The sequence below is a fragment of the Rhizobium sp. PRIMUS64 genome (assembly GCF_023006465.1).
Lineage (GTDB): Bacteria > Pseudomonadota > Alphaproteobacteria > Rhizobiales > Rhizobiaceae > Rhizobium > Rhizobium leguminosarum.
In genome coordinates, this window is the sequence record NZ_JALBGX010000060.1 from 1 (window position 1) to 21,179 (window position 21,179).

The 21,179-nt window shown below is 60.3% G+C and carries 26 protein-coding genes, 1 tRNA gene and 1 pseudogene; 15 read left to right on the forward strand and 13 right to left on the reverse strand.

The features are described from left to right. Together MOV76_RS22070 and MOV76_RS22075 are read left to right on the forward strand one after the other, a co-directional pair. Positions 1–222, forward strand: a 222-nt coding sequence (locus MOV76_RS22070; protein ID WP_247265282.1) for an ATP-binding protein, incomplete at its 5' end; no start/stop codon positions are given. 122 nt (positions 223–344) lie between these two features. Beyond that, a tRNA-Arg gene (locus MOV76_RS22075) sits at positions 345–421 on the forward strand. 174 nt (positions 422–595) lie between these two features. On the opposite strand, the gene MOV76_RS22080 is transcribed toward MOV76_RS22075, so the two are convergent. From MOV76_RS22080 to MOV76_RS22095, 4 genes are all read right to left on the reverse strand, one after another. Continuing rightward, entirely contained in the window at positions 596–2,164 is a 1,569-nt protein-coding gene (locus tag MOV76_RS22080) for an MFS transporter (protein WP_247265283.1), read from the reverse strand. A 4-nt stretch (positions 2,165–2,168) separates the two neighbouring features. Continuing rightward, the gene (locus MOV76_RS22085) at positions 2,169–3,260 is read right to left on the reverse strand and encodes an HlyD family secretion protein (RefSeq protein WP_247265284.1); all 1,092 of its coding nucleotides are present in this window, start codon (positions 3,258–3,260) and stop codon (positions 2,169–2,171) included. A gap of 174 nt (positions 3,261–3,434) precedes the next feature. Further along, positions 3,435–4,199, reverse strand: a complete 765-nt coding sequence (locus MOV76_RS22090; protein ID WP_247265285.1) for a pirin family protein — start codon at positions 4,197–4,199, stop codon at positions 3,435–3,437. A 35-nt stretch (positions 4,200–4,234) separates the two neighbouring features. Further along, complete coding sequence (locus MOV76_RS22095) at positions 4,235–4,825, reverse strand: isochorismatase family protein (RefSeq protein WP_018447738.1); 591 nt, start codon at positions 4,823–4,825, stop codon at positions 4,235–4,237. Positions 4,826–4,930: 105 nt separating this feature from the next. Here MOV76_RS22095 and MOV76_RS22100 point away from each other — a divergent pair, with 105 nt between their 5' ends. Then, a complete protein-coding gene (locus MOV76_RS22100; RefSeq protein ID WP_247265286.1) occupies positions 4,931–5,836 on the forward strand; it encodes a LysR family transcriptional regulator in 906 nt (301 codons plus the stop codon). Positions 5,837–5,893: 57 nt separating this feature from the next. On the opposite strand, the gene MOV76_RS22105 is transcribed toward MOV76_RS22100, so the two are convergent. From MOV76_RS22105 to MOV76_RS22120, 4 genes are all read right to left on the reverse strand, one after another. Continuing rightward, complete coding sequence (locus MOV76_RS22105; protein WP_166480678.1) at positions 5,894–6,826, reverse strand: alpha/beta fold hydrolase; 933 nt, start codon at positions 6,824–6,826, stop codon at positions 5,894–5,896. Between the two features lie 125 nt (positions 6,827–6,951). Further along, positions 6,952–7,500: a cupin domain-containing protein gene (locus MOV76_RS22110; protein ID WP_018447735.1), complete on the reverse strand. Its 549-nt coding sequence runs from the start codon at positions 7,498–7,500 to the stop codon at positions 6,952–6,954. Positions 7,501–7,711: 211 nt separating this feature from the next. Then, positions 7,712–7,957 carry a DUF982 domain-containing protein gene (locus MOV76_RS22115; protein ID WP_003588894.1) on the reverse strand — a complete coding sequence of 82 codons (246 nt, stop codon included), beginning with the start codon at positions 7,955–7,957 and terminating at the stop codon, positions 7,712–7,714. Between the two features lie 170 nt (positions 7,958–8,127). Then, positions 8,128–8,649, reverse strand: a complete 522-nt coding sequence (locus MOV76_RS22120) for a hypothetical protein (protein ID WP_247265287.1) — start codon at positions 8,647–8,649, stop codon at positions 8,128–8,130. Between the two features lie 216 nt (positions 8,650–8,865). Here MOV76_RS22120 and MOV76_RS22125 point away from each other — a divergent pair, with 216 nt between their 5' ends. The 4 genes from MOV76_RS22125 to MOV76_RS22140 all read left to right on the forward strand — a co-directional run bounded on the left by MOV76_RS22125 (position 8,866) and on the right by MOV76_RS22140 (position 10,826). Then, positions 8,866–9,666, forward strand: coding sequence for a hypothetical protein (locus MOV76_RS22125; RefSeq protein WP_247265288.1), 801 nt, complete (start codon positions 8,866–8,868; stop codon positions 9,664–9,666). Then, complete coding sequence (locus MOV76_RS22130; RefSeq protein WP_168318831.1) at positions 9,663–10,220, forward strand: sel1 repeat family protein; 558 nt, start codon at positions 9,663–9,665, stop codon at positions 10,218–10,220. Before MOV76_RS22125 ends, MOV76_RS22130 begins: the two co-directional genes overlap by 4 nt. A 98-nt stretch (positions 10,221–10,318) precedes the next feature. Continuing rightward, entirely contained in the window at positions 10,319–10,501 is a 183-nt protein-coding gene (locus tag MOV76_RS22135; RefSeq protein WP_018447731.1) for a hypothetical protein, read from the forward strand. 28 nt (positions 10,502–10,529) lie between these two features. Beyond that, positions 10,530–10,826 carry a hypothetical protein gene (locus tag MOV76_RS22140; RefSeq protein WP_247265289.1) on the forward strand — a complete coding sequence of 99 codons (297 nt, stop codon included), beginning with the start codon at positions 10,530–10,532 and terminating at the stop codon, positions 10,824–10,826. 74 nt (positions 10,827–10,900) lie between these two features. Here MOV76_RS22140 and MOV76_RS22150 read toward each other — a convergent pair. Both MOV76_RS22150 and MOV76_RS22155 read right to left on the reverse strand, forming a co-directional pair. Further along, positions 10,901–12,372: pseudogene (locus MOV76_RS22150) on the reverse strand (hypothetical protein). Between the two features lie 187 nt (positions 12,373–12,559). Beyond that, complete coding sequence (locus tag MOV76_RS22155) at positions 12,560–13,015, reverse strand: hypothetical protein (RefSeq protein WP_018244562.1); 456 nt, start codon at positions 13,013–13,015, stop codon at positions 12,560–12,562. Between the two features lie 211 nt (positions 13,016–13,226). Here MOV76_RS22155 and MOV76_RS22160 point away from each other — a divergent pair, with 211 nt between their 5' ends. Then, the gene (locus MOV76_RS22160) at positions 13,227–13,814 is read left to right on the forward strand and encodes a hypothetical protein (RefSeq protein WP_047617197.1); all 588 of its coding nucleotides are present in this window, start codon (positions 13,227–13,229) and stop codon (positions 13,812–13,814) included. Between the two features lie 86 nt (positions 13,815–13,900). Here MOV76_RS22160 and MOV76_RS22165 read toward each other — a convergent pair whose 3' ends face one another. Beyond that, positions 13,901–14,602 carry a bifunctional 2-polyprenyl-6-hydroxyphenol methylase/3-demethylubiquinol 3-O-methyltransferase UbiG gene (locus MOV76_RS22165; protein ID WP_018244563.1) on the reverse strand — a complete coding sequence of 234 codons (702 nt, stop codon included), beginning with the start codon at positions 14,600–14,602 and terminating at the stop codon, positions 13,901–13,903. A 201-nt stretch (positions 14,603–14,803) separates the two neighbouring features. On the opposite strand from MOV76_RS22165, the gene MOV76_RS22170 reads away from it, so the two are divergent. The 3 genes from MOV76_RS22170 (at position 14,804) to MOV76_RS22180 (ending at position 16,144) form a co-directional block, all read left to right on the forward strand. After that, positions 14,804–15,124, forward strand: coding sequence for a hypothetical protein (locus tag MOV76_RS22170; RefSeq protein WP_026188598.1), 321 nt, complete (start codon positions 14,804–14,806; stop codon positions 15,122–15,124). 191 nt (positions 15,125–15,315) lie between these two features. After that, positions 15,316–15,687: a cell surface protein gene (locus tag MOV76_RS22175; protein ID WP_247265292.1), complete on the forward strand. Its 372-nt coding sequence runs from the start codon at positions 15,316–15,318 to the stop codon at positions 15,685–15,687. 154 nt (positions 15,688–15,841) lie between these two features. Then, the gene (locus MOV76_RS22180; protein ID WP_047617188.1) at positions 15,842–16,144 is read left to right on the forward strand and encodes a hypothetical protein; all 303 of its coding nucleotides are present in this window, start codon (positions 15,842–15,844) and stop codon (positions 16,142–16,144) included. On the opposite strand, the gene MOV76_RS22185 is transcribed toward MOV76_RS22180, so the two are convergent. Both MOV76_RS22185 and MOV76_RS22190 read right to left on the reverse strand, forming a co-directional pair. After that, the gene (locus MOV76_RS22185) at positions 16,138–16,461 is read right to left on the reverse strand and encodes a putative quinol monooxygenase (RefSeq protein WP_018447724.1); all 324 of its coding nucleotides are present in this window, start codon (positions 16,459–16,461) and stop codon (positions 16,138–16,140) included. The genes MOV76_RS22180 and MOV76_RS22185 overlap by 7 nt on opposite strands. A gap of 5 nt (positions 16,462–16,466) precedes the next feature. Further along, positions 16,467–17,498 (reverse strand): NADP-dependent oxidoreductase, encoded by a 1,032-nt coding sequence (locus MOV76_RS22190; protein WP_247265293.1) that lies wholly within the window; start codon positions 17,496–17,498, stop codon positions 16,467–16,469. A gap of 107 nt (positions 17,499–17,605) precedes the next feature. Between MOV76_RS22190 and MOV76_RS22195 the strand changes: the two genes are divergently transcribed. The 4 genes from MOV76_RS22195 to MOV76_RS22210 all read left to right on the forward strand — a co-directional run bounded on the left by MOV76_RS22195 (position 17,606) and on the right by MOV76_RS22210 (position 20,926). Continuing rightward, positions 17,606–18,163, forward strand: coding sequence for a TetR/AcrR family transcriptional regulator (locus MOV76_RS22195; RefSeq protein WP_247265294.1), 558 nt, complete (start codon positions 17,606–17,608; stop codon positions 18,161–18,163). Between the two features lie 271 nt (positions 18,164–18,434). Beyond that, positions 18,435–19,100, forward strand: a complete 666-nt coding sequence (locus MOV76_RS22200; RefSeq protein WP_018244570.1) for a class I SAM-dependent methyltransferase — start codon at positions 18,435–18,437, stop codon at positions 19,098–19,100. 19 nt (positions 19,101–19,119) lie between these two features. Further along, on the forward strand, positions 19,120–19,755 hold the full coding sequence (locus MOV76_RS22205) for a TetR family transcriptional regulator (protein WP_247265295.1): 636 nt from the start codon (positions 19,120–19,122) through the stop codon (positions 19,753–19,755). A gap of 274 nt (positions 19,756–20,029) precedes the next feature. Further along, positions 20,030–20,926 (forward strand): aldo/keto reductase, encoded by an 897-nt coding sequence (locus tag MOV76_RS22210; protein WP_028731619.1) that lies wholly within the window; start codon positions 20,030–20,032, stop codon positions 20,924–20,926. Positions 20,927–21,179: the final 253 nt, after the last annotated feature.

Genomic DNA, 21,179 nt, shown 5'->3' on the forward strand with positions numbered 1-21,179 from the left:
CCGCTGAAGGCGCGCCAGAACCTCTTTGCCGCCTTCCGCGGCTCGGCCCGCTCCGGCGGCACCGGCCTCGGCCTCACCATCGCCCGCGAGCTGGTGCTTGCCCATGGCGGCACGATCGCGCTGGTGGAAAAACCGACGGTCGGCACACAGTTCCGCATCGAGATCCCCGATCGCCCGGTTTCGCTGGAGGATTACCGCAGCCGGACGCACATCGAAAAGTGACAGGGTTTCGCAAGGCGCGGCCGCAAACAGGCAAAGACGCGATTTTTTCAGAAATGCTCTTGCATTGTCCCGAAGGACGTTTTAGAGGATCGCCACGCAAGCGGCACCGCCGCATTTTGCACGCACCCGTAGCTCAGCTGGATAGAGCACCAGACTACGAATCTGGGGGTCAGGAGTTCGAATCTCTTCGGGTGCGCCATTCTTTTCCCCATGCATAACCACAGCCTCGGGGCTCCGGGAAGCACGGCGAGTTCACTGAACTCTGTGCGCGAATGTTCGGGTGTCGCAATGCGAATGAGATCTATTCCGCTGCAATATCCGGAAAGCCGAAGACAGGCGTCTGCTTCCCCCGTGCCCTATCATCGGCCAGATATTACGCTGTGAGCGGGCCCTTCGGCGCCTTGGTGACGAAGGCCAGGATGACGAGGCCGCCGACGGCGCAGAAGAACGTCAGCCAGAAGGCGTCGATGAAGGACAATACGTTTGCCTGCTTCTGCACATGCTGCCCCAGCACCGTGAGACCGCGGCTCTGCGCGATCGCCTGCCCAGCGCTCGCCATCTTCTGGGAGAGCGCCGACAGCGCGGATACCGACGCTTCCGAACCGCGTTCGACGTTGAGTCCGGTCAGGTAGGAATGGAGCTGCTCACTCTTGCGCAGATAGGTCGTCATCAGGGCCTGCGCCGTCTGCGTGCCGAGTAGCCTGATGACTTGGATGTAGGCAGCGACCGCGATCGCCTTCTTGGGATCGCCGTTCGCGACCGTGAGGACGATGATCGGAAGGAACGTGAGTATGTGTCCGACGCCTTGAAGCACGCACATTGTCCGGAAATTGTCGCCGCTCCAATCGCCCGTCAGACCGGTTCCGATGAGCGCCGCCGCCGCAAAGCAGCACAGGCCGATGAACAGCAGGAATCGGCCGTCGGTGCGATGCAGCGCCCATACGGCAATCGGCGTCATGACAAGCAGCGGAATGCACGTCCAATAGAGCAGCGTCTTGCCGATCTGTTCCGGACGAAGCCCTGCGACGGTCGCTAGATAGTTCGGGATCAAGCTCGTATTCGACAGACCGCTCATCAGGTAAAGCAGTGCGATCGAGAGGAGCAGCACGACGTTCTTTACCCCGATCGCCCCGATGCTCGCCCACGGATGCGCGACGAGAAGCTCGTTGACGAAGAAGGCGACGACGAGCAGCAATCCGCCTGCAAGGGATGCGATGACGAAGCCGTTGGCGAACCAGTCGAGTCGATTGCCTTGATCCACTGCCACGAATATCAGCGCCATCCCGGAGCCGAGGAACAGCATCCCACCCCAGTCCGCCCGGCGGACGAGGTCACGGTTCACGGGCTCGTAAGGAGCCCCACCGAAGGCAAGCAGTGCCAGGATCGGTGCGAGGACGACGTCCTGCCAGTACATGAACTGCCATCCGATATGCTGCACGTAGAAGTCCACCAGGGCTGTCCCCGAATTCGCCGTGAAGGCACCACGGAACGCGTAGATCGCGATCGCCGATATCCACCATTTCATCGGCAGGTTCTTGAAGATGATCATCAGCGTCGCGGGAACGAAGACGCCGAGCAGCATGCCGTGGACGATATGAAGGAGCGCCAGGGTCTCGAAGCCCCGTGCGAACGGAATCACCAACGAAACTGCCGCGTACACGAGCGCCGGACCGACCATGACGCGGCGGATGCCATAGGCCGCTGCGAGCCAGGCCACGGCGGGTGCGAGCACGATCTGGGGCGCCGTCGCGAGCGTGCTTAGCCATGCGCCTTCGTCGACGCCGAGACCGAACTCTCCGCGCAGATCGACGAGACCGGTTCCGAACAGGCGGCTGTGGAATCCGACCATGAAGGGACCGAGCAGGACGGCGCACACCGCAAGGATCGGAGGGTGCGTCGTTCTCCCCGTTCCGTGAAACGGAAGTCGAAGGATGCCGCCCATGACGTCAGGAGCCCTGTTTGCCGACAGATACGGAAACCACGGCCGACATCCCAGACCGCAAGCGCTCGAGCGCCGGCGAGGCGTCGAAGTCGATGCGGACAGGGACCCGCTGGACGACCTTGGTGAAGTTGCCGGTGGCGTTGTCAGCAGGCAGCAGCGCGAACTGCGATCCGGACGCCGGCGAAAGTCGGGTGAGCTTGCCGGTGAAGGATTCGCCGGGAAGCGCATCGACGGTCACGGTGACGGCCTGCCCTTCCTTCATGCGGGAGAGCTGGGTCTCCTTGAAGTTGGCGATCAGATAGACGGCGGGCAGCGGGACGATGGCGATGGAATTCGTTCCGACTGTTACGTAGTCGCCGACATGGACCTGCCGCTCGCTGACGACGCCGTCGAACGGCGCCATGATCTTGGTGTACGACAAAGCAAGGTCGGCCGTCTTCAAGGCTGCCCTTGCCGCCGCCACGTTGGCGGCGAGCTGGGGCGTCTGCCCCTCGATATACTGGAGCTGGGCCTTTGCCGAGACAACGGCTGCGTCTGTCGCGAGAGCCGTCGCTGCCGTCGACTGCAGCGCGGCCTGCGCCTGTTCGTTCTTCTGCTGCGTTCCCGCTCCCTTTTGCATGAGGGCGACCTGTCGGTCCGCCTCCATCTTCGCCAGAGCTGCGTTCGCGTTTGCGACCGTGGACTGTGCTTCGGCCTGCCGTATCGCCGCCCTTTGCAGATTTTTCTGATTGTCCAAGTTGCCGAGCTGTGCGATCGCCGCGTCGAGCGCCGCCTTCGCCTGATCGCGCTTGGCCTCGTAGTCGGAGGGGTCGATCTGAAGCAGGAGGTCGCCGGCCTTCACGTGGTCGAAGTCGCTCACGTTGATCGAGCTGACGTTGCCGGCGACGCGGGCGCTGAGGCGGCTCAGTTCGGCGCGAACGTAGGCGTTGTCGGTCGACTGGGTGTCCGCTCCAGCCGTCCATCGGTCCCAACGCTGCGAACTCACTCCGACAAGAACGAGGACGGCCGCGACGACCAGGAGCGGGACGAGAACTTTCGTATAAGCCCGCTCGGTGCCGTTTGCTGCTCCGGGGACGACGGCTGCTTCTTCGGACATGATCATTAACTCCACTTCCATATCTGCTTTCGAGTGGATCTGCGCCGAGACACCGCCGTGTCTTGGCGGTCGAAGCTCGCGTTTGGATCACAATGAAGATTGCCCGGTGCCGGTGCGGTATAAAATTCCAGCAATGGGAATGACTGCTCCAATGTCGGAGCAGCCATTTACGGCCTATCCGCTGATGGTGCCTTCACGCGAGAATTTCGCGTTTCGGTCGACGAGAAAGACCACCAGCTCCGAATCCACGCTGGCCGTCACGTTGAAATGCGGGTCGTCCGGCCCCACGATCAGCGCGGTCTGCGCCCCGACCTTCTGCGATGCAGCGGTGACCTCTCCACGGAAGACATAGAACCAGCGGTCGAAACCTTCCAATGAAGGCAGTTCGATGGTGCCGCCCGCAGCCAGATGAGTATCGTGGAGGTAGATGGCCTGACGAACGACGGTCGGCGCTGTCGAACCGACCGGCCCTGTGAGGAGGCGCCACCGACCGTCACGGGCGGACTCGTCAAGATCGACGAACTGAACGTCGGGTGTGAGGTCTGACGCCTCGGGCCTGACGAAAATCTGCAGCATCTCGATTTGATCGGCGCCCACGACTTCCTCTTCGTGAGAGAAGCCCCGGCCCGCATTCATGACCATCAGACGATCCGAAGACAGGATCTCGCTCCGTCCGGCAGAGTCGGTGTGCTTCATGCGACCGGCGCGCATGTAGCTGATGATCTCGTCGTTGCGGTGCTCGTGCATCCCGACGACAAGGCCGGGCTGCAGCTTTGCGTGGTCGATGACGCCAAGTCCGCCGAAGCCTGCATCGCCAGCTTGTCCGAGCGAGATGCCGGGACGGATGCGGCGGAGCTGAAATGGGCCGTATGCCCGCACCAGATGCGTTTCGGGCGATACGATGCCAGTCCCTGGGATGGGTGTTGCATGTATGGTCATGTTCTCTTTCCTTGGCTTCGGCGGCTCGGTTTCGATTACTGGATCGGCGGCAGGACCTCGGTGAACAGCAACTGGATCAGCTTCTGCCCGTCCGGAGTGCTCCAGTTCTGGGCGAGTTCCGCGATCATCGTGTTGGTTGCTGTCAGGATGACGCCTGCGTCCTGCATGCGGCGGCGCGACATATCTTCGGACAGTTCGTATGGCGAACCGGAAGCGTCCATGACTGCCTGCACGTTGTAGCCCTCGCCGACGGCGTCGATCGCCGGGAAGACGAGGCAGACGTCGGTCGTGACGCCGGCCATGATCAGGTTCTTGCGGCCGGTCGCTTCCACCGCTGCCTTGAAGTTGGCGTCGGTCCAGGCATTGACGACGCCTTCGCGCTTCACGCGCCTGTCGAAGGCTTCCGGAAGGATTTCCTGCAGTTCCGGCAGCAGCGGTCCCTGAAGCCGATCTTCCTGGCTCGACGTCAGAACGGTGGGGATGCCGAGAATCTTGGCGGCCTTCGCGAGCGCCAGCGACATGCGCTTGGCCTGCTCGACGTCGATGTTCTTGATCAGTTTCATCGTGCCGACCTGATGATCGATCAGCAGCAACGCGGAATTCTCAGGGGTGAAAAGCTTGGACATGATGTGATCTCCTGAAGAGCGTCATCGCTCGGTTATGAATGTACGAATGAAACGATACTTGCGGGAGACTTGAAAAATGCCGAGGTTATGTTTCATAATTGAAACATGAAAACGTTCGGAGATTTCGATGGCCTCGCGCTGTTCATTCGCATCGTTCAGGCCGGCGGCTTTGGGGCGGCGGAGCGAGCGACGGGCATTTCCAAGGCCACGCTCTCTCGGCGCCTTTCTGCATTGGAGGACGCGTTAAACGTCCGCCTTGTACGCCGAACCAAAAAGGGCGTCGTTCTGACCGACAGCGGTCAGCAGCTCTACGACCGAAGCCGCGACGCCTTCCTGCTGGCCGAGGAGGCGGTCGCGGGGGTCCAGGATGAGAAGGTCGCGCTGTCGGGGACGGTCCGGCTTTCCCTGCCGCCCGACATGGCGACGGAAGTTCTCGCGCCGGCCCTGATCCGTTTCAAGACCCGGTTCCCCGACGTTGTCATCGAGATGACCCTTGCCGACCGCAGGGTGTCCTTGATCGAGGAAGGCTACGACCTCGTTGTCCGAATGGGATCGGTTGCCGACTCCGGACTTGCGTTCAAAAAGATCGCGACCGTGCCGCGAACGCTGGTAGCCAGCCCCGGATATCTGGCAGCGCATTCCGAAATCAAGGAGCCGGACCAGCTGAAGGATGTCCCTGCGCTGGCGATCCGCCGCGATCTGGTGGAATGGGACTTGCGCCGGCGCGACGGCCTCACAGTGACCGTCACTCCCAGGATCGGCTTCGCGGCGAACCGGCAGACAATCCTCGTCGAAGCGGCGATCGCCGGCCTTGGCGTCGTTAACCTGCCCAACTTCATGATCGAGAGCGCACTGAAGTCGGGCGCGCTTGTTCGCGTCCTGCCTGATTGGGAGCCGTCGCCCGTGGAGATGACCGCTCTTTGGCAGAAGGATCGGATCACCGGGCGACTGATCAAGGCGATCGTGGCGGAATTCGTTGAGGCCCTCCGGGACGGACAATCCCTGAAATAGCGCTTGCCGATTGCAGACCTTCCGCTGTCGACCGGACGCTGACGCTATTCATGACGATCACGAGAGCCGAAGGAAACGCTGCAAGGCATCCAGCAGCGCGGCCGGCTGCTCTTCTGCCGGATAGTGTCCGCAATCGGGAATGACCACCGACTCGACGTTCAGCGCCACGGAATTCAGTTCGTGCGCGACCATATCCCCGCAAGCCAAGGCGCCGGCAAACGCAAGGACGGGAACCTCAATCTTGGTTGCCTTACGCCGACGATATTGTGGCATCGATTCATCGATCGCCCGGTAGTAGTCGAAGCTGGCCTTCAGTGCGCCGGGCACGCGACGCAGAGTTTCAATGTAGAACTCCTTGCCATAGGCGGGAAACGCGGCGACGGATCCGGCCTTGGTGTCGAATTGATAGCCGAAGTACAAGTCTTCCCGTCCCTCGACCAGTCGCTCGTTCACTCCCTGCGCCCGATTGAAATTGAAGTGCCATAGAAAGTCGCTGGTCCAGCGGTCGTCGCTGAGCAGCGGTGGCGATGGCGACAAGCCCGGAACGATGGCCTCGCCAAGCGCGATGCGTTCGATGCGATCGGGGCGGTCGGCTGCCATCGCATAGCCAACCCACAGTCCGACGTCGTGTCCGACCATCGAGAACCTGATATGACCAAGCGCGTCCATGAGCGCGAACATGTCGGCGGCCAGCGTGTCTGCGTCATATCCGCCGGCAGGTTTTTCGGACAGACCGACGCCGCGCGGATCGACCGCGATCACGGTGAAATCACGGCTGAGCGGCAACATCAGATACCGCCAGGCGAACCAGTTCTGTGGCCAGCCGCCGAGCAGAAGAAGAGGCGATCCCTCCCCGCCGATCACGGCGTGCAGGCCGATGCCGTTCGCCTTCACCCGGTAGCTCCGAAAGACGTCGCGGAAGCCTTCCGGCAATTTGGGCACTCCCGTCACAGAGCCGAATCCGTCCAGGTTGGTGATCGCGTTTGTCATGGTGTCACACTCTTTCCTGCTGGCACACGTATCCTCACGACCACGCGGTCGTACAAAGGTCTCGATGCTGTTTTGGGGATGGGCCAACGGATCATCCGCTGCCCATGATCGGGGCTACCCCGTTGTCACGTTCCCGACAGAAACTCGGTTCTGTACTTGGGGGCCAGCTTCTGCATGAGTTCTTTTTTCTCAGCCTGCTTCAGGGCGTCGGGCTTCGGCGCTGGCGATTGCCTGTCGGGGATCCGATCCGCCACCGCCAGGAAGAAGTCTTCCTGCCCCGCGGGCGTGCACACGCACAGCATATGCGCCATCCGGCCCGATCGGTTTGCAAACTGATGTGGCGCGTTGGCGGGTATGTTGATCGACGCTGGTGCACGGATCGTCTGCGTCTCGCCGCGAAACGTGAACTCCAACTCGCCTTCCAGGAGGGTGAACATTTCCTCGAACTGATGGCGGTGGGGCGGCGGGCCGCCACCATCGGGAACCAGCATGTCGATCAGGCAATACCGGCCCTCGGTCTGCGCGCCGGAAATCAGCAGGCTATAGACGTTTCCCGCTTGCGAGATGTGTGGCACCGCCGGATCGTCCGGAAGGGCCACCGTCAGGCTGCGGTCGGGATCGTCGGCCGGCAACGGCTGGTCTGGCGGGATTGTCGCAATCGAATAGTCGGTCATGAGTTTGAAGACCCCTTGTTTCAGCTCCAGATTTTAGAGTTGGAACCTTCGATCTCAAGACTCGAAAGGTGCTCACTTCATGTTGCGATAATGGAACGCGGGGCAGCCATCCTGGACGGCGCCGACGCTGCGGTCATCGCTCGCTGGAAGCCGCCGCGTCGCGCTTCCTTCGTGGAGGCATCAAGCCGAACAATAAACCAGGCATGTGGCCTCATTCCTTGATCGGGATTCCGGCTTCGATCGCCGCTTCGATGAACGCCTGCCGCGCCTCTTCCCGGTTTCGTTTGCCCGACATGACATCCGCGCAAACCGCACAAGCCCTATCCAAGGCGGGACCCTCTTCGGTCGGCCAGTCTTCAACCAACGCCCATGTTGCGGCCTGGGTCGTCTGGATCACCACCCACTGATCCGGGCCCTCAAGGGCGAGCGTCACCGGTTTCTTCCAAATGGTTTGCATGATCTCAGGATCTCCGCTGCGTGCTCTCTGTAGGCTGCTCACATAGCGCGGTTGATCCAGCGTGGCGAGGTGAGGGATGAACGAGATGCTTTTCTGGAGCAGCGAACTGTTGGGATGCGCTTTTCGAAAGGGGTTTCGTGCCGCCGTTTTGCGCGCTTATGCGGAGCCTCCTAGAATTCCTGCACGAATTCACACGCCAGCAAGGTTTTGCCTGGCAGGGCGTCGCCTTGGCGGGCAACGATGGAGACCTTTCCGGGGCCGGCCATTCCGGGTTCCGGCTGCAGATCTGCCGGCAGCTCGCGCGAATAGGCCTTGGTGGCTGTGCCGAGCAGATCGGAGGTCTCCGGCTTCAAACCGTATTTCAAGGCCAGATCGTCAGCGCGTTCGCCCTCGATCAAGACGCCAACAGCGTTGCTTGCAAAGAAAATCTCGTTCGATTTGAAACCGTCGCGGACTATCTGGTTTGGGAGTTTGTAGATCGCCGCGCCCAAGGATGACGTGTCCGGCTTGGCCAGAGCTTCCACGACATCATAGATCTTCATTGCCGATGTCATCGTATAGGGTGGCTTGCAAAGGGCTGCGTCAAAGAACTTTTCATTGGCCGAATCGGCCAGAACCTGTCCGGCCTGAAATGCCGCAAAAGCGACGCAGGCGGAGAAGGCGGCGTAACGAATGAATTGAGCGTTGTGCATGGAATATTCCTGAGAATGCTGTAGCGGGTTGGTAGTCGTTCAATGCATCCGGATGCTTAGGGGATTCGAAGCAATTGTGCTACCTTAAGTTTACCTCTCGACATTTTCGAAAGGGCTGCCAAATGTTTAGCGGAAGGTGGCGGTCGATGGCGAATGGGACCAATCCGACGCGTCCGGATCAAAGTCTGAACAGTTTTCGTGGAGACGGAAATCTAAATGACGTCACTCACCCAGGCGCAAATCGCCGAATTTCAGGGCATCGCAAACAATGCTCCATCGATTTCACCAAGCGATCCAAAGTCTCTTCTCAAGGTCACGGCTAACCTGCTGCATGAAGACGATCTGCGGAGCATTGCGCGCGCTGACTACGGCAACGACACCGATGAACATCGCGCCCAGCTCGTTAACATCGTCCGGCTGTGCGAATTGCCCTCGCCATTGAAATGGCATCCCCGCGAGGTTCTGGAACTGACCCGGTGGTCTGAACCTGGGCAACAGGATCCCGGCATGGCGGCGAGACTATCCAGGCAGTGCGCGTTCGCGTGCACGGTTCTCCTCGTCTCCTATGGCGATCCGCGCAATGCGGATGCTTCTTATGGCAGCAACCAGACACTCATAAGCTTGGTCGGCAGCCTGGAAGCGCTCGGGTTGGACGTCGAGGATGAGGTTCTGTCGCTGTTATCCTGGCTTATTCCGCGCCTGCCCAAACATGAAGCGGGAGAAATCCCCTTCTTCGGACTGGCCATGCTGTGGTTCGCGCTCGGCAGCAGGCACCAATGGAACGACGCAGCACTTCTCGGTCTCTGCGAGTGGATCATGGTCACCGAGGAGGCAGCCAGGCGCCGCAAATCCATCGGCTTGGGCGCAAGCGGATCGTGGCTGGTTTCGGGAACTGGCTATGACACCCATATCGACCGGTGGCAGAAATTGGGGCGGAAACTGGTGGTTCGGCTCGACATGCGTCATGGCCCGGACGTCAGAGAGGCAGTTCAACTGATCGGAGCGATGCTGACATGACAGCGTCCAATGAGGAGATGGCCCAACAGTTGTATAAACAGAAGCGTTATAAAGAAGCCCTCCCTCTTCTGGAGGAGGCTGCAAATGCCGGATCTGCCTGGGCTCATGGAGTGCTTGGTTGGATGTATTGGTATGGCCACGCTGTTCGAAAGGATAGAGATCGATCGCTTCGCCACTACCAGCTGGCCTATGACGGCGGAGACGAGTCCGCTGCAAATCCTCTTGGTCTCAGCCATTTCGACGCGGGACGCGCCCAACTCGCGCTGGAATGGTTCCGGAAAGATCGCCATTGCCCGATATCGTCGCTCTATTGGCAATACAGGACGATCGAGGCGCATCCGCATTTGGCGCGATATGCCGACGAAGCCGACGAGATTCTGTTGGAAGCAGCCGATAGCGGCCACCTGTTCGCGAAACGCGATGTGGCTTTTCGAATGATGAAAGGGCACAAGCGCTTCGGGACACGACTCCAGGGTTTGTTTCTATGGTTGGGTGTCTATCCCGATCTGTTCCGTCTGGCCCGTGCCGATTCATATGATGAACGGCTTCGCTAAAGCATGTCGCGCAAAACTGTGCAGCGGTTTAGCGACCGTGACATGCGCAAAACCAAAGACAGAGATTGTCGCGGCGCCTTTTGCAGGGAGGAGAGCCAATGATCGCAGCCTATATCGATGAAATCATCATGTTTTGTGCCGGCCTGTGGATGGCGTCCGTCGGCTTTGGATATCTGCCGTTTCCCGGCAATCCGGCCAACCGGCCGCCGGTGGTTCGCCACTTCAAGTGGATGGGTCCCTTGCTGCTCGCCATCGCCATCGTTCTGGCCGCCGCCTCCTAGAGGCGCGTGCTCACGCTGGGGTGAAGCAATGACCAATATGGTGGCCTGCACCGCGTGCGGATTGGACAAAACAGAATCGATCGTCCACCGCGGTTCCTACATTCTTCGCTGCGCCGCCTGCGGCGAAACAATAGTCGCCACATCATTCATGGCGATGCTCGACTCGGATCACCAGTGTTCGGCCTTTATCGATCCGGGTCCCGGAAAACACCCATCGCCAGAGATGCTCGTCGCGCGTGGACCGCTCCGGCAGATCGCAACGGCAATCAGCGCTGCGGCGAGTGACGGAACGCTGATACGTCTGATCTCCGAAGTGAGAGATTGAAGTCCGCCTTAGCGTTGGCTTAGCCGTTTTACTTTGCGGTTGCGATCGAGCCGGCAGCTGGGAGGGGGCGCCCTTCATGGGCGTAACCGGACGAGAATCTTGGCTTCGGGGAGGGTCAACTGTTCCGCCATGTCTTGCAATAGCTTCGAGTCCGGTTCGCTTATCACAATATGGCCGCCCGTGATCGGCGTCAGGATCCGGGGTTCGATGACGACCTTGTCGTTAATCAGCACCTGCGTTATTTCTCCCACCGCCGCCTGCGTAAAATCCTGAAATTTTGCAGCGCTTTCGGGTGTGAGCATGATATCCAACTCAGATCCAAAAGAAGTGGGGGCCGAAACCACCTTCGCGCTCTTCACTTCGAGCGAGACAGGCGCGATCGCCTTCGGTCCGTCATTGTCTGGAGCCACGGTCTGCGATGCCTTCGGTGGGGCAGGCGGTATCGAAAGCTCATCCATGATGCCTGGTCCGGCTTTGGACGATGGCAGCGGCGCGATATGCAAATCGGGCGTCTGCAAGTCTTTTGCCGTCAGCACAGCGGGAAGCTGCAAGCTGGCCGGCATATCCTCGCGTTGGATGTGGGTGTACTGCGCAAGGTCGTCCCGCCTGCCTCAACGGTTACGATCTCCGACGCTTCGTGCGTCGAACCATCGTCCAGGGACACCACGAGCTCGACGCTGCGGCTCTTGCTGGCGCGTTTGACGGAAGCCAGCTGATCGGCGGTCAGGTTCTTTGCCCGCTCGGCAAAACCGTTCATCAGCTTTGCGATCGCCGGCTGCTGCGACTGGCTGAATGCTGCGGCGTCGGCTGCCTCCGACAGCGAAAGTGTTGCCGTGTGTGCGGTTGCGTCGGTCGATTCCAGGGTCCAGGTCGACGTCACCGGGACATTGACGCCGCCATAATCTTCGTCTCGCGAGGTCGCCGAAGCCCGACCAATCTCCATGGTCTCCGCCTGATAGGATTGCCCTGTGGCAAGCAGTTCCGCCTCCGGCACCAAGGCGACCACAATTTGAAGAGGGTTTGCCTCGATCTTGGCGATGATGTCATAGAGCCCGCTTTCCCGCGCGGCAGGGATACCGCCGAGTCCATTGGCCGCCATCGCCCGCATATGCGCCACGATCTGATCGACACCGGAGAGATCGCGCGGGTTGCCGTTCAGGTCGGTTTCGAGTTCGAGCGCAGTGGTGCCATAGGCCGTGAGGGAATTCCGATAAAGCGGGTTCATCTGATAGCTATCGGCAAGACCCGCAATGCCTTCCGGCAAGTCGGCACTGAGGGACCAGCGGACCCGCATGCCGTCTTCATCCCGAGACAGGACCGTCATGCGCTGGCGAAACGCGCCGCGCATCGTCATGGCCGAGGCGCCTGGCTTGTCGAACCAGAACGACATATCGGTCTCGGTCGCTTTTTGAACGCGGTAGCTGCGCTCGACACCCATCGCCGGCGCGTAGCCCGGGATCTCGATGCCGCCGGCAGACCACGCCGGATGGGAGAGTGTGAGGCACAGGCAAAACCAGGCAAATCTCTTCCAGTGCGGTGATGTCATGCGGGCAGGGCCTCTGAACATTGAGGGTTGTGGGGCGCCGTCCGGCTGCCGGCCCGCGAGCATATTTGCATATGAAGAGGATGGGTAGTGCCGTTGCCGCAATAATCGTTTTGCGCGAAACTGCTTCAGGTTTTCAAGATTGAGATCAGGAGATCAAGGCTCAGCTTCTTCGGCTATAGGGTCTCTCTCAACCCCCTTCGGATTCTCTTTTCCACGACGCGCCGTTGCAAATGATATAGGAGCATTCGTCCTTATTGCCCTCATCCCATCCCGGCCAGCAGATCACGACGCGATGGAATTTGGCGTTGCAAAGCCCGTGGTTTGCCAGCGCACGCGGATCATTCAAGAAATAGGGGCTTATGGCTTTGTCGCGGGTCCATTCAGGCACCGCCTTCCAATCAGCGGCGCCACCCTCATCGCTCAAGGGGGCGACCTGGCAAGACTTCCAGTTGGACAGCACGATGGTCTGATCGCAGGGAAAGGCTTGGACAGCGCTTGCCAGTAAGATCGAAACCAATGCCGACAATCGCCGGATGCAAACGACCACGCTCTTCTCCCCCATACCGCTTATTCGCATCGTGCTTCTACCCCCGAGATTCATTGCAGGGATCCTAGCAGAAGGGACTGGATAATAGAAGATCACAACTAAGAATATTTTCCTAGTTCATGGATCGTTCTTGCGCTAGGTTTGCCGCCATTGCAACCATGGACTGTCAGATGTTGAGCAAATTTTTTCTCAGAGATGAGGTGATGGTGTGGACGAGCTTTGGCCGTCACGCGCTGCATGAACGGAGTTCCCGCAACAGGCTCCGGAGGGCGGGCGGATACCGATCGACAACACGGGCGAGGGGCTGATGGCGGAATTCAACCCTCGCGACAAAAGCCGAACCAGTCAGGGAAAGAGGCGGGCGATGGTGCGCAAGCATACCGCTCCGCCGAGCGGGACGGATGACGGTAGCCTTCGCTGGCAATGGTTCACCATTCAGTTGCTGGAATCTACGGCCTTCACGACATTGAGTGCGAATGCCTGCCGCGCCTTCTTCCGCATCGTCATCGAGCACACGTCGCACGCCGCCTTGGAAAACGGCAAGCTTGTCGTGACCCATCCTCAATTCGTGTCTTACGGCGTGACCGGCGAATATGTGGCAGATGCGATCGATGAGCTCGAATATAAGGGGCTGATAAAAGTTCGCCGTGGCCGAGCGGGCAGCGGTGTCGCGCATCCCAACCGGTTCACGCTGACTTTTGTCGGTGACCATGAAGGCGCGCCACCCACCGACGAGTGGAAGCGATGCACGGCGGAAAGGTGCCGGAAATGGTCCGAGACCGACCGCAAGATTGCCGCCGACAAACGCGGGCGCGTCGGCAGGAAGAAAAAAATCCCACTTCGGAATCCCGAAATTCCCCCGCTTCGGGATTCCGAAATCCGCCGCGCTTCGTGAGGTATCGACAGCGAGAAACGTTGAATGATTTCAATGTCGCAACCAATTTCGGGATTCCGAAGTGCTATATAGATCTTGGTGGGGAGTTACTGACGAAGACACTTTGCCACGATCAGGAACTCCGTCTCCCGCCCCCCGATCTTCCCAGCCGAAGTCGTGCGAAGCAGAAGGCCGAAAGCTTCATAGAGCCAATAAAGCGGGGGAATTCGGTCCTTGAGCGCGTACACCTGCGTCGACACATACTCGCCGACGAAGACGACATCCATGCCGAGTTCCTTCAATGTTCCTGCAATCTCCGAATGGGATGCCTCCGCGGCGTGCTCGACGCGGAAGGGGGCATAGCCCGGTTTTCCGGCGTTTTTCTGCCTGAGCACGTAGCGATAGAACAAGACGTGGGTCCACCAGGGTGTCAGATCGGTGAAGATCCCCTTGGCTGAGTTCAGGATCGGACCCTTGACGAACACCAGACCACCGGGAGACAGGGTGTCATGGGCTCTCAACAAGGCAGAGCGCGGGCTTTCCAAATGCTCGAGAACGTCCCAGAAGACGCAGGCGTCGAAGCGGCGATCTCCATAGTCGATGGTTTGAGCATCGCCGAGGATCCGCTCAGCGGCGTCCTTGTTCTTCTCGAGCTGCTCCTTGGAGATATCGACAACGGTATATCTCGCTCCTTGCAAGGGGATATGCGTGCGAGAGCCACCTCCAACCTCAAGGATATTTGTGTCGGTCTTGCTGGAAAACGCTGATTGTGCGTGCGACAGCGCGTCGTTTACCCACGGCGAAGCCATAATCTTTCCCTCCCGAAAGATTAGCGTTTACGACTATAAGTAAGCATTAATATAATATTTTAGCAATATTTTAAACATATCTAGTTGAGTGGCGCCCGTCTGGTCGGAATTGGCAGGCAACTCGTCAGCCTAGTTTCGCGCAACCTTCCTGATGTATCCGCAGGTCTGATGATCTTTGAGGCGCTTCAGCCGGAGGAATGCATGACGGTGGGAATTATTCGGGCTCTGGCTGCCCTGGCGATGATGACGGGCCTTGCCGGCTGCATCGACCATGCCAATGATCCCGTACTCCTGGCGGTCGGCGTGCCGGTCAATCCGCCTGCTGTTGCGCACGGCCTGTGCATGACTGACGGCAACGCCATGTATGACGAGGCGAGGAAGCAGTATCAGCTGCGCGCCCAGCTGACCGGATATGCCGGGGCCGATGAGCTGGAGGCCGAAACGACGGCGCGCGCCGCCGCCCATCGGCAATATGTCGCCTGCCTCTCCGGCCAGGGCTACCGGACATTATACGCGAATTGAGAACAGAGAATTCAGCTTTCCTCACCAGCGCCGTGTGAGCCCTCTTCCTGATCGCGACTTTTCACGTTTTTCGGCGATTTAGTCACGCCGGATCGCCTGCAATCACGAGTTTTGGAATTGCATGTGAGTCGCGGAACTCCGCACCCGGGAAAGGCATTCTCTCGAGATAAATCCAGTAAGGAGGGTTTATCATGAAGATGCTCAGGCTCACCCCTTCCACCGCCGCACTCGGCGCCCTTCTCGCCCTCGCGTCGATTGTCCCCGCGCGAGCCGCACCCGTCCAGACGGGCTCCCCGCCAACTGTCTCGGGCGTGAAAATGGTGCAATATAAACCACATGCCGGGTCCTGGCATGGCTACCAGGGCTTCCGCACCGAGCGCCCCGGCACCCGGCGCCATTCCGATGGCTACTGGTATCCACTTGCCGCTTTCGGCGTCGAGGCCGGCACCACGGGCTCCATCGTCCGCCCGCCGGTGAACAGGCCGGCAGCTCCGGAAATGTGCAACCCTACGTTTTCTGGATCGATCGGCCCCGGTAGCATGCCCTGTGATAACGGCTATTGAGCCGGCAAATGAAAGAGGCGGCGATGAGCCGCCTTTTTCTCGATCGGGCCGCCGCTCACATGTCCGTGACCCCCGCTTTGGCACCGTAGTATGTGACAGATCGCCTTCCTAACTCCGGGGCGTAAATTCCACGAATCCTCCCAAGGAGACGATTATGACCACGACTTTCAAGCACGGCCTGATGGCCGCTGCCTTCGGCGCAATCCTCGGCCTCTCGGCCTTCTCGGCCACGGCAGCTCCCCTCCAGTCGAGCGCGACGGAGCAGGGTGCAGCCACGCGTCCGGTTGCCCAGCAAGAAACCACGGTGCAGCACGACAGGCGCACGACCGGTTCGATCGGCGAGCGCGCCTCGGAAACCACGGGCTCGACACATTATATGATGAACCCGAAGAAGCCGCTCAACATGGATTGCAAGCTCGGCTTCAACCCGACGAGCAGCTCCAGCTGCAATTACTGACGAGACGCTCGGCCGTTCGCCATCGCGAGCGGCCGTTCTTCCAGAACGTCATAGGCTTGCAGATCGACTTTCATCCTGTCCCTCCAGGTCTCCAGAAATGCCAGGGTCTCGCCTCTCTCAAGATGGGCCGTCAATGATTCCCGATCCTGCCAGCGCTGAGCGACCAGAAAGCGTCCGGTCGGCCCGTCCTCCAGGACAATGCCGTAAAAGAGGCATCCCTCTTCAGTTCTCGTGCCGAGGCTGATCGCCTCAACGTCGGTGACGAAATCATGAAGGTCGGACGGATCAAGGTGGATGTAGCCCATGAGGATAAGCATGCTTGTTACGCCCCCTTCTTCAATGGCATGACCGTGAGCACGATCTTGCCTTGGATGTGGCCTTTGGCGGCGCGTTCGTGCGCCTTGCGAGCCTCGGCGAGCGGGTAGGTGCTGTCTATGACGACGCGGATCGTCCCGTCATCGAGCAAGCGGCCGACGTCCGTCAGCTGGGCCCCGCTCGACCGGACCTGGGTTGCCGAGACCGTGACGCCCAGCTTCTCGGCATCCTCGGCACCGGCAAAGCCCAAGGGGTACACCGGGAACAATGCGCCGCCGCGCTTCAGCGTGCGCAGGAAGCGACCTGATGTCGGCCCGCCAAGCGCGTCGATGACAAGGTCAATGTCATGCGCGACGTTCTCGGGTGGCGTTCTGGTGTAATCGATGAATGTGTTGGCGCCGAGTTCGCGCAAGAGGGGCTCATGTTTGCCCGATGCCACGGCGATGACGTCAGCGCCTTTCAGTTTGGCGATCTGCAGCGCGAAATGCCCGACGCCGCCGGCCGCCCCGTTGACGAGCACGGTCTTGCCCTTGAGCGGCACGGGCTGATGCCTATGCGGCTGAAGCGGATTGGGCTCGTTGTGCCCCAGTTCGATCATGAACTGCCACGCGGTGAGCAGCGACATCGGCGCGCCGGCGGCATGCACGTGATCGATGCCGGCAGGCTTGAGGGCAAGATCCGACGCCGGCACGCTGACATACTCGGCATAGGCCCTGCTTTCCCCGACACTGAAAAATCGAACCATGGAGTAGACCTCGTCGCCGACGGAGAAGCCTCCGACATCGGCGGCGACCGCTTCGACGACACCTGAGACATCCGTGCCCAGAATGATGGGGAACGGCACCTGCGGCCGCCATTCCGGCGGAAGCGCCCTAAAGCCATCGCGCAGGTAGCAGTCGGGAGGATTGATGCCGATGGCGTGCACGCGAACAAGGACCTCTCCCGGCTTCGGCTCAGGCTTCGGCGCGTCCTCGTAGCGCAGCACCTCGGGGCCGCCAAAGGCATGAATCCGGATCGCTTTCATTGTTTCACCCGACATCGCTTTTCTCCATCAGGACAGATGTGCTATTGAATTCGGAGCGCTGCCCCGGTTTATCCGGAGCGCCGCCCCGTTTAAGCGGAGCACTGCCCCGCTTGTCAAGAGGTATGATGAGAGCCGACGCGAAAAAGAACTACGATCACATCCTCGCCGTTGCCCGCGAACTGCTGACGGGAGGAGGTGCCGATGCCTCGCTGCGCGACATTGCCCGCAAAGCGGGGGTGGGGGATGGGACGCTGTACCGCCACTTTCCGACGCGGGAGGCGCTGCTGGAGGCGCTTCTCCGCAACGGCTTCGACGCGCTGAAGGAAAGGGCGCACGCACTCGAAACGTCGAACGAGCCCGATGCCGCTCTGGTGACCTGGCTGCGGGAGGTCGTCGCTATGGCGCATCATTATAGTGGTGCCATTGCCGCGATGGTCGCCGCGATCGCCGACGAAGGCTCCGCGCTTCATGCCTCCTGCGTCACCATGAAAGCAGCCGGAACGCGCCTGCTTGTCCGCGCCCAGGCCGAAGGCGTGGCGCGATCCGACATGGACGGGACGGATCTGTTTGCAATGGTCGGAGCATTGGCATGGATCGGCGACCAGCCTTCGCTCGCCCCACGCGCGGATCATCTGTTCGACATCATCTCGAGCGCGATCCTGACGGGCAAAGTGCGATGACAAGGCTGAAATCCGTTCGATCTCGGCGACCGACAGGCGACGGGATGATCGGTGGCTGCAACGATGACAGTCATTCCTCTCGCATTTGCGGCACAAATGTTGCGTCGAATGCAAAAATGCAATAAGTACAGAATCGTGCAAACTGGTGACAGTGGGTGTTGCGAAAAGCCGCAGCCAAGAGCGATTGACGCGTCTGCCTTGGAATTGCCATGCTCGCCGCGATGGTCGCATTTCATAATCAATCGAATTTCAGACACAGGTGGGGATAGTCATGACTGCAAAGGCCGCATGCTCCGATTTCCTGCATTTTTTCCGCTCCTGGATCAGCAACCCGCTTCGGGTCGCGGCCATCGCGCCGTCGGGGGATTCGCTTGCCAGGATCATGACCAGTGAAATTGCCGCACTCGACGGTCCGATCATCGAACTCGGCCCGGGAACCGGCGTCTTCACCCGTGCGCTGTTGGCGCGCGGCGTCAGTGAGGCGGATCTGACCCTGATCGAGTATGGCCCGGAGTTCATCAATTCGCTGCAGGCGCGGTTCCCGACGGCGCGCGTGTTACAAATGGATGCCGCCCATCTCTCCCATGCCGATATTTTCGAAGGCGAACCGGTCGGCGCAGTTGTCAGCGGCCTGCCGCTTTTGTCCATGTCGCCGCGCAAGATCACCTCGATCATGGCTGGCGCCTTCGCCTATATGCGGCCGGGCGGGGCGGTTTATCAGTTTACCTATGGTCCGCGCTGCCCGGTGTCGCGGCCGATCCTCGACCGTCTCGGCTTGAAGGCGGTGCGCATCGGCGGCACGGTGCGCAACCTGCCGCCGGCCTCCGTCTACCGGATTTCGCGCCGCAAGCCGCTGGAATTGTCGAGCGAGCGCTATCGCCAGAGCGACACCGAAATCGACGACGTCGCCGCCTTTTCCAACGAAACCGGCGGCTGAACGATGATGCCGGGCCGGAATGGCTGAGAACAAGCGGACGGAGACCACGGAAGGCAGGCGGGAACGCAAGCGTCGGCAGACGCGCGAGCGCATCGAAAACGCTGCGATGACCCTCTTTCTCCAGCGCGGCTTCGACGCCACGACCATCGAGGACATCACCGAAGCGGCCGATGTCTCCAAGCGTAGTTTCTTCGATTATTTCCCCTCCAAGGAAGAGGTGGTTTTCGCCTGGCAGGATAGCTTTGCCGATCGGCTGATGGCGGCAATCGCCGCAAGGCCTGCAGATGAATCTTCCGTCGAGGCGGTCGAGGCGGCAATCACCGCAACCGTCATCGCCTCCGTCGACGAGCGCGGCCTCGCGCTTGGCGAACTCATCCATCGCACGCCGGCGCTGAAAGCTCGCGATCAGCTGAAATACGCCAGGCTCGAACAGAAGCTCGCCGAGGCGCTGCTGCTGCGCAAGGGAAATGATCCAGAGCAGCGGTCGCGCATGCGCCTCCTTGCGGCGATCGTCATCGGTGCGCTGCGCGTCGGTGGCGAACTCTGGCAGCACCGTCCGCCGGGCGCCTCGCTTGAGGATTTCGCCCGGGAGATCTTCGCCGACCTCTGGAAGATGCTGGCGGAGTTCGGCGACCAGGCGAAGACCAGGCTTTGACGTACGTCGCCTGAGGATCAGCGTGCACGCCCCGCGCGCCAGTGGCCGGTAATGTTTTCATCGCCGTCACTGTTATCCCCGCGGTGCCATCCTATATCTGCAAGCGTCGCAGCGACCACATTCTCATTTATCATCTCGATGGGCGGGTCATCACCATGCCGGCATCACTTTCGATCAGGGCAGACATTCGCGTCCGAAGACGTCTCCAAAAGCCCAGGCATCTCCGACCATTCCACCGACTTTCAATGATCTATTGACCAAGAGAGGAAAGACCATGTCCAGTTACACCGCAGCCAACTACAACGCAGCGAAGTCAGGCACCTTCAAGATCGGCGGCGAGATCGAGGTCAACCGTCTCGGTTTTGGCGCCATGCGCGTCACCGGCAAGGGCATCTGGGGCGAACCGGCCGATCATGCCGAATCCATCCGCACGCTGAAGCGCCTGCCGGAACTCGGCGTCAACTTCATCGATACGGCCGATTCCTACGGCCCCGATGTCTCCGAATGGCTGATCAAGGAAGCGCTGCATCCCTATGGCGGCAAGTCGATCATCGCCACCAAGGGCGGCCTGACCCGCCACGGTCCCGATATCTGGCTGCCCGTCGGCCGTCCGGAATATCTGATCCAGCAGGCGCATAAGAGCCTGCGCAATCTTGGGCTCGAGCAGATCGATCTCTGGCAGCTGCATAGGATCGATCAGAAGGTGCCGGCCAAGGAACAGTTCGATGCGATCAAATCGCTGCTCGATAGCGGCCTCATCCGCCATGCGGGTCTGAGCGAAGTGTCCGTTGCCGACATTGAAGCCGCCTCGAAGTACTTCAAGGTCGCGACCGTCCAGAACCGCTACAATCTCGTCGATCGCACCAGCGAGGACGTGCTCGATTACTGCGCCAAGCATAATATCGGCTTCATCCCATGGTACCCGCTGGCCGCCGGCGACCTCGCCAAGCCGGGCTCATTGCTCGATACGATCGCCAAAAAGCACAATGCCGCGCCAAGCCAGATCGCGCTCGCCTGGGTGCTGAAGCGCAGCCCGGTCATGCTGCCGATCCCCGGCACCTCCAAGGTCAAGCATCTCGAGGAAAACGTCGCAGCCGTCGACATCACCCTCTCGAACGAGGAATTCTCCGCCCTCGACGCCGAAGGCCGGAAGCTCTTCAAGGCTGCTTGACGGGCGCTGACAGCTGCCCCTCACCCTAACCTTTACCGGGTCGAGACGAGTGGCTCGACCCCGGTTGGTGCCGGCAGGCGGATGCGGGGCAAGCCATCGGCGATCCGCGAGGCCGCAATTTTCGGCATAAATTTGACCATCCGGTCAAACATGCTGCAAAATGAGGCGGCGACCTGTTATTTTGAGGGCAAGCATTGCGTCCAGCGCATTGCTGCATTGCGGTATTTTCGCTATTCCAACTCGAAAGAATTGG

What these genes read in the sequence shown, in the direction of transcription:
- MOV76_RS22170 (WP_026188598.1), top strand. Translation starts at nt 14,804, where the DNA reads ATGACGGTGGGAATTATTCGGGCTCTGGCTGCCCTGGCGATGATGACG.
- MOV76_RS22140 (WP_247265289.1), top strand. Translation starts at nt 10,530, where the DNA reads ATGACCAATATGGTGGCCTGCACCGCGTGCGGATTGGACAAAACAGAA.
- MOV76_RS22120 (WP_247265287.1), bottom strand. Translation starts at nt 8,649, where the DNA reads ATGCACAACGCTCAATTCATTCGTTACGCCGCCTTCTCCGCCTGCGTC.
- MOV76_RS22210 (WP_028731619.1), top strand. Translation starts at nt 20,030, where the DNA reads ATGTCCAGTTACACCGCAGCCAACTACAACGCAGCGAAGTCAGGCACC.
- MOV76_RS22135 (WP_018447731.1), top strand. Translation starts at nt 10,319, where the DNA reads ATGATCGCAGCCTATATCGATGAAATCATCATGTTTTGTGCCGGCCTG.
- MOV76_RS22160 (WP_047617197.1), top strand. Translation starts at nt 13,227, where the DNA reads ATGGCGGAATTCAACCCTCGCGACAAAAGCCGAACCAGTCAGGGAAAG.
- MOV76_RS22175 (WP_247265292.1), top strand. Translation starts at nt 15,316, where the DNA reads ATGAAGATGCTCAGGCTCACCCCTTCCACCGCCGCACTCGGCGCCCTT.
- MOV76_RS22115 (WP_003588894.1), bottom strand. Translation starts at nt 7,957, where the DNA reads ATGCAAACCATTTGGAAGAAACCGGTGACGCTCGCCCTTGAGGGCCCG.
- MOV76_RS22185 (WP_018447724.1), bottom strand. Translation starts at nt 16,461, where the DNA reads ATGCTTATCCTCATGGGCTACATCCACCTTGATCCGTCCGACCTTCAT.
- MOV76_RS22165 (WP_018244563.1), bottom strand. Translation starts at nt 14,602, where the DNA reads ATGGCTTCGCCGTGGGTAAACGACGCGCTGTCGCACGCACAATCAGCG.
- MOV76_RS22100 (WP_247265286.1), top strand. Translation starts at nt 4,931, where the DNA reads ATGAAAACGTTCGGAGATTTCGATGGCCTCGCGCTGTTCATTCGCATC.
- MOV76_RS22195 (WP_247265294.1), top strand. Translation starts at nt 17,606, where the DNA reads ATGATGAGAGCCGACGCGAAAAAGAACTACGATCACATCCTCGCCGTT.
- MOV76_RS22095 (WP_018447738.1), bottom strand. Translation starts at nt 4,825, where the DNA reads ATGTCCAAGCTTTTCACCCCTGAGAATTCCGCGTTGCTGCTGATCGAT.
- MOV76_RS22130 (WP_168318831.1), top strand. Translation starts at nt 9,663, where the DNA reads ATGACAGCGTCCAATGAGGAGATGGCCCAACAGTTGTATAAACAGAAG.
- MOV76_RS22080 (WP_247265283.1), bottom strand. Translation starts at nt 2,164, where the DNA reads ATGGGCGGCATCCTTCGACTTCCGTTTCACGGAACGGGGAGAACGACG.
- MOV76_RS22090 (WP_247265285.1), bottom strand. Translation starts at nt 4,199, where the DNA reads ATGACCATACATGCAACACCCATCCCAGGGACTGGCATCGTATCGCCC.
- MOV76_RS22200 (WP_018244570.1), top strand. Translation starts at nt 18,435, where the DNA reads ATGACTGCAAAGGCCGCATGCTCCGATTTCCTGCATTTTTTCCGCTCC.
- MOV76_RS22125 (WP_247265288.1), top strand. Translation starts at nt 8,866, where the DNA reads ATGACGTCACTCACCCAGGCGCAAATCGCCGAATTTCAGGGCATCGCA.
- MOV76_RS22105 (WP_166480678.1), bottom strand. Translation starts at nt 6,826, where the DNA reads ATGACAAACGCGATCACCAACCTGGACGGATTCGGCTCTGTGACGGGA.
- MOV76_RS22085 (WP_247265284.1), bottom strand. Translation starts at nt 3,260, where the DNA reads ATGTCCGAAGAAGCAGCCGTCGTCCCCGGAGCAGCAAACGGCACCGAG.
- MOV76_RS22110 (WP_018447735.1), bottom strand. Translation starts at nt 7,500, where the DNA reads ATGACCGACTATTCGATTGCGACAATCCCGCCAGACCAGCCGTTGCCG.
- MOV76_RS22180 (WP_047617188.1), top strand. Translation starts at nt 15,842, where the DNA reads ATGACCACGACTTTCAAGCACGGCCTGATGGCCGCTGCCTTCGGCGCA.
- MOV76_RS22190 (WP_247265293.1), bottom strand. Translation starts at nt 17,498, where the DNA reads ATGTCGGGTGAAACAATGAAAGCGATCCGGATTCATGCCTTTGGCGGC.
- MOV76_RS22205 (WP_247265295.1), top strand. Translation starts at nt 19,120, where the DNA reads ATGGCTGAGAACAAGCGGACGGAGACCACGGAAGGCAGGCGGGAACGC.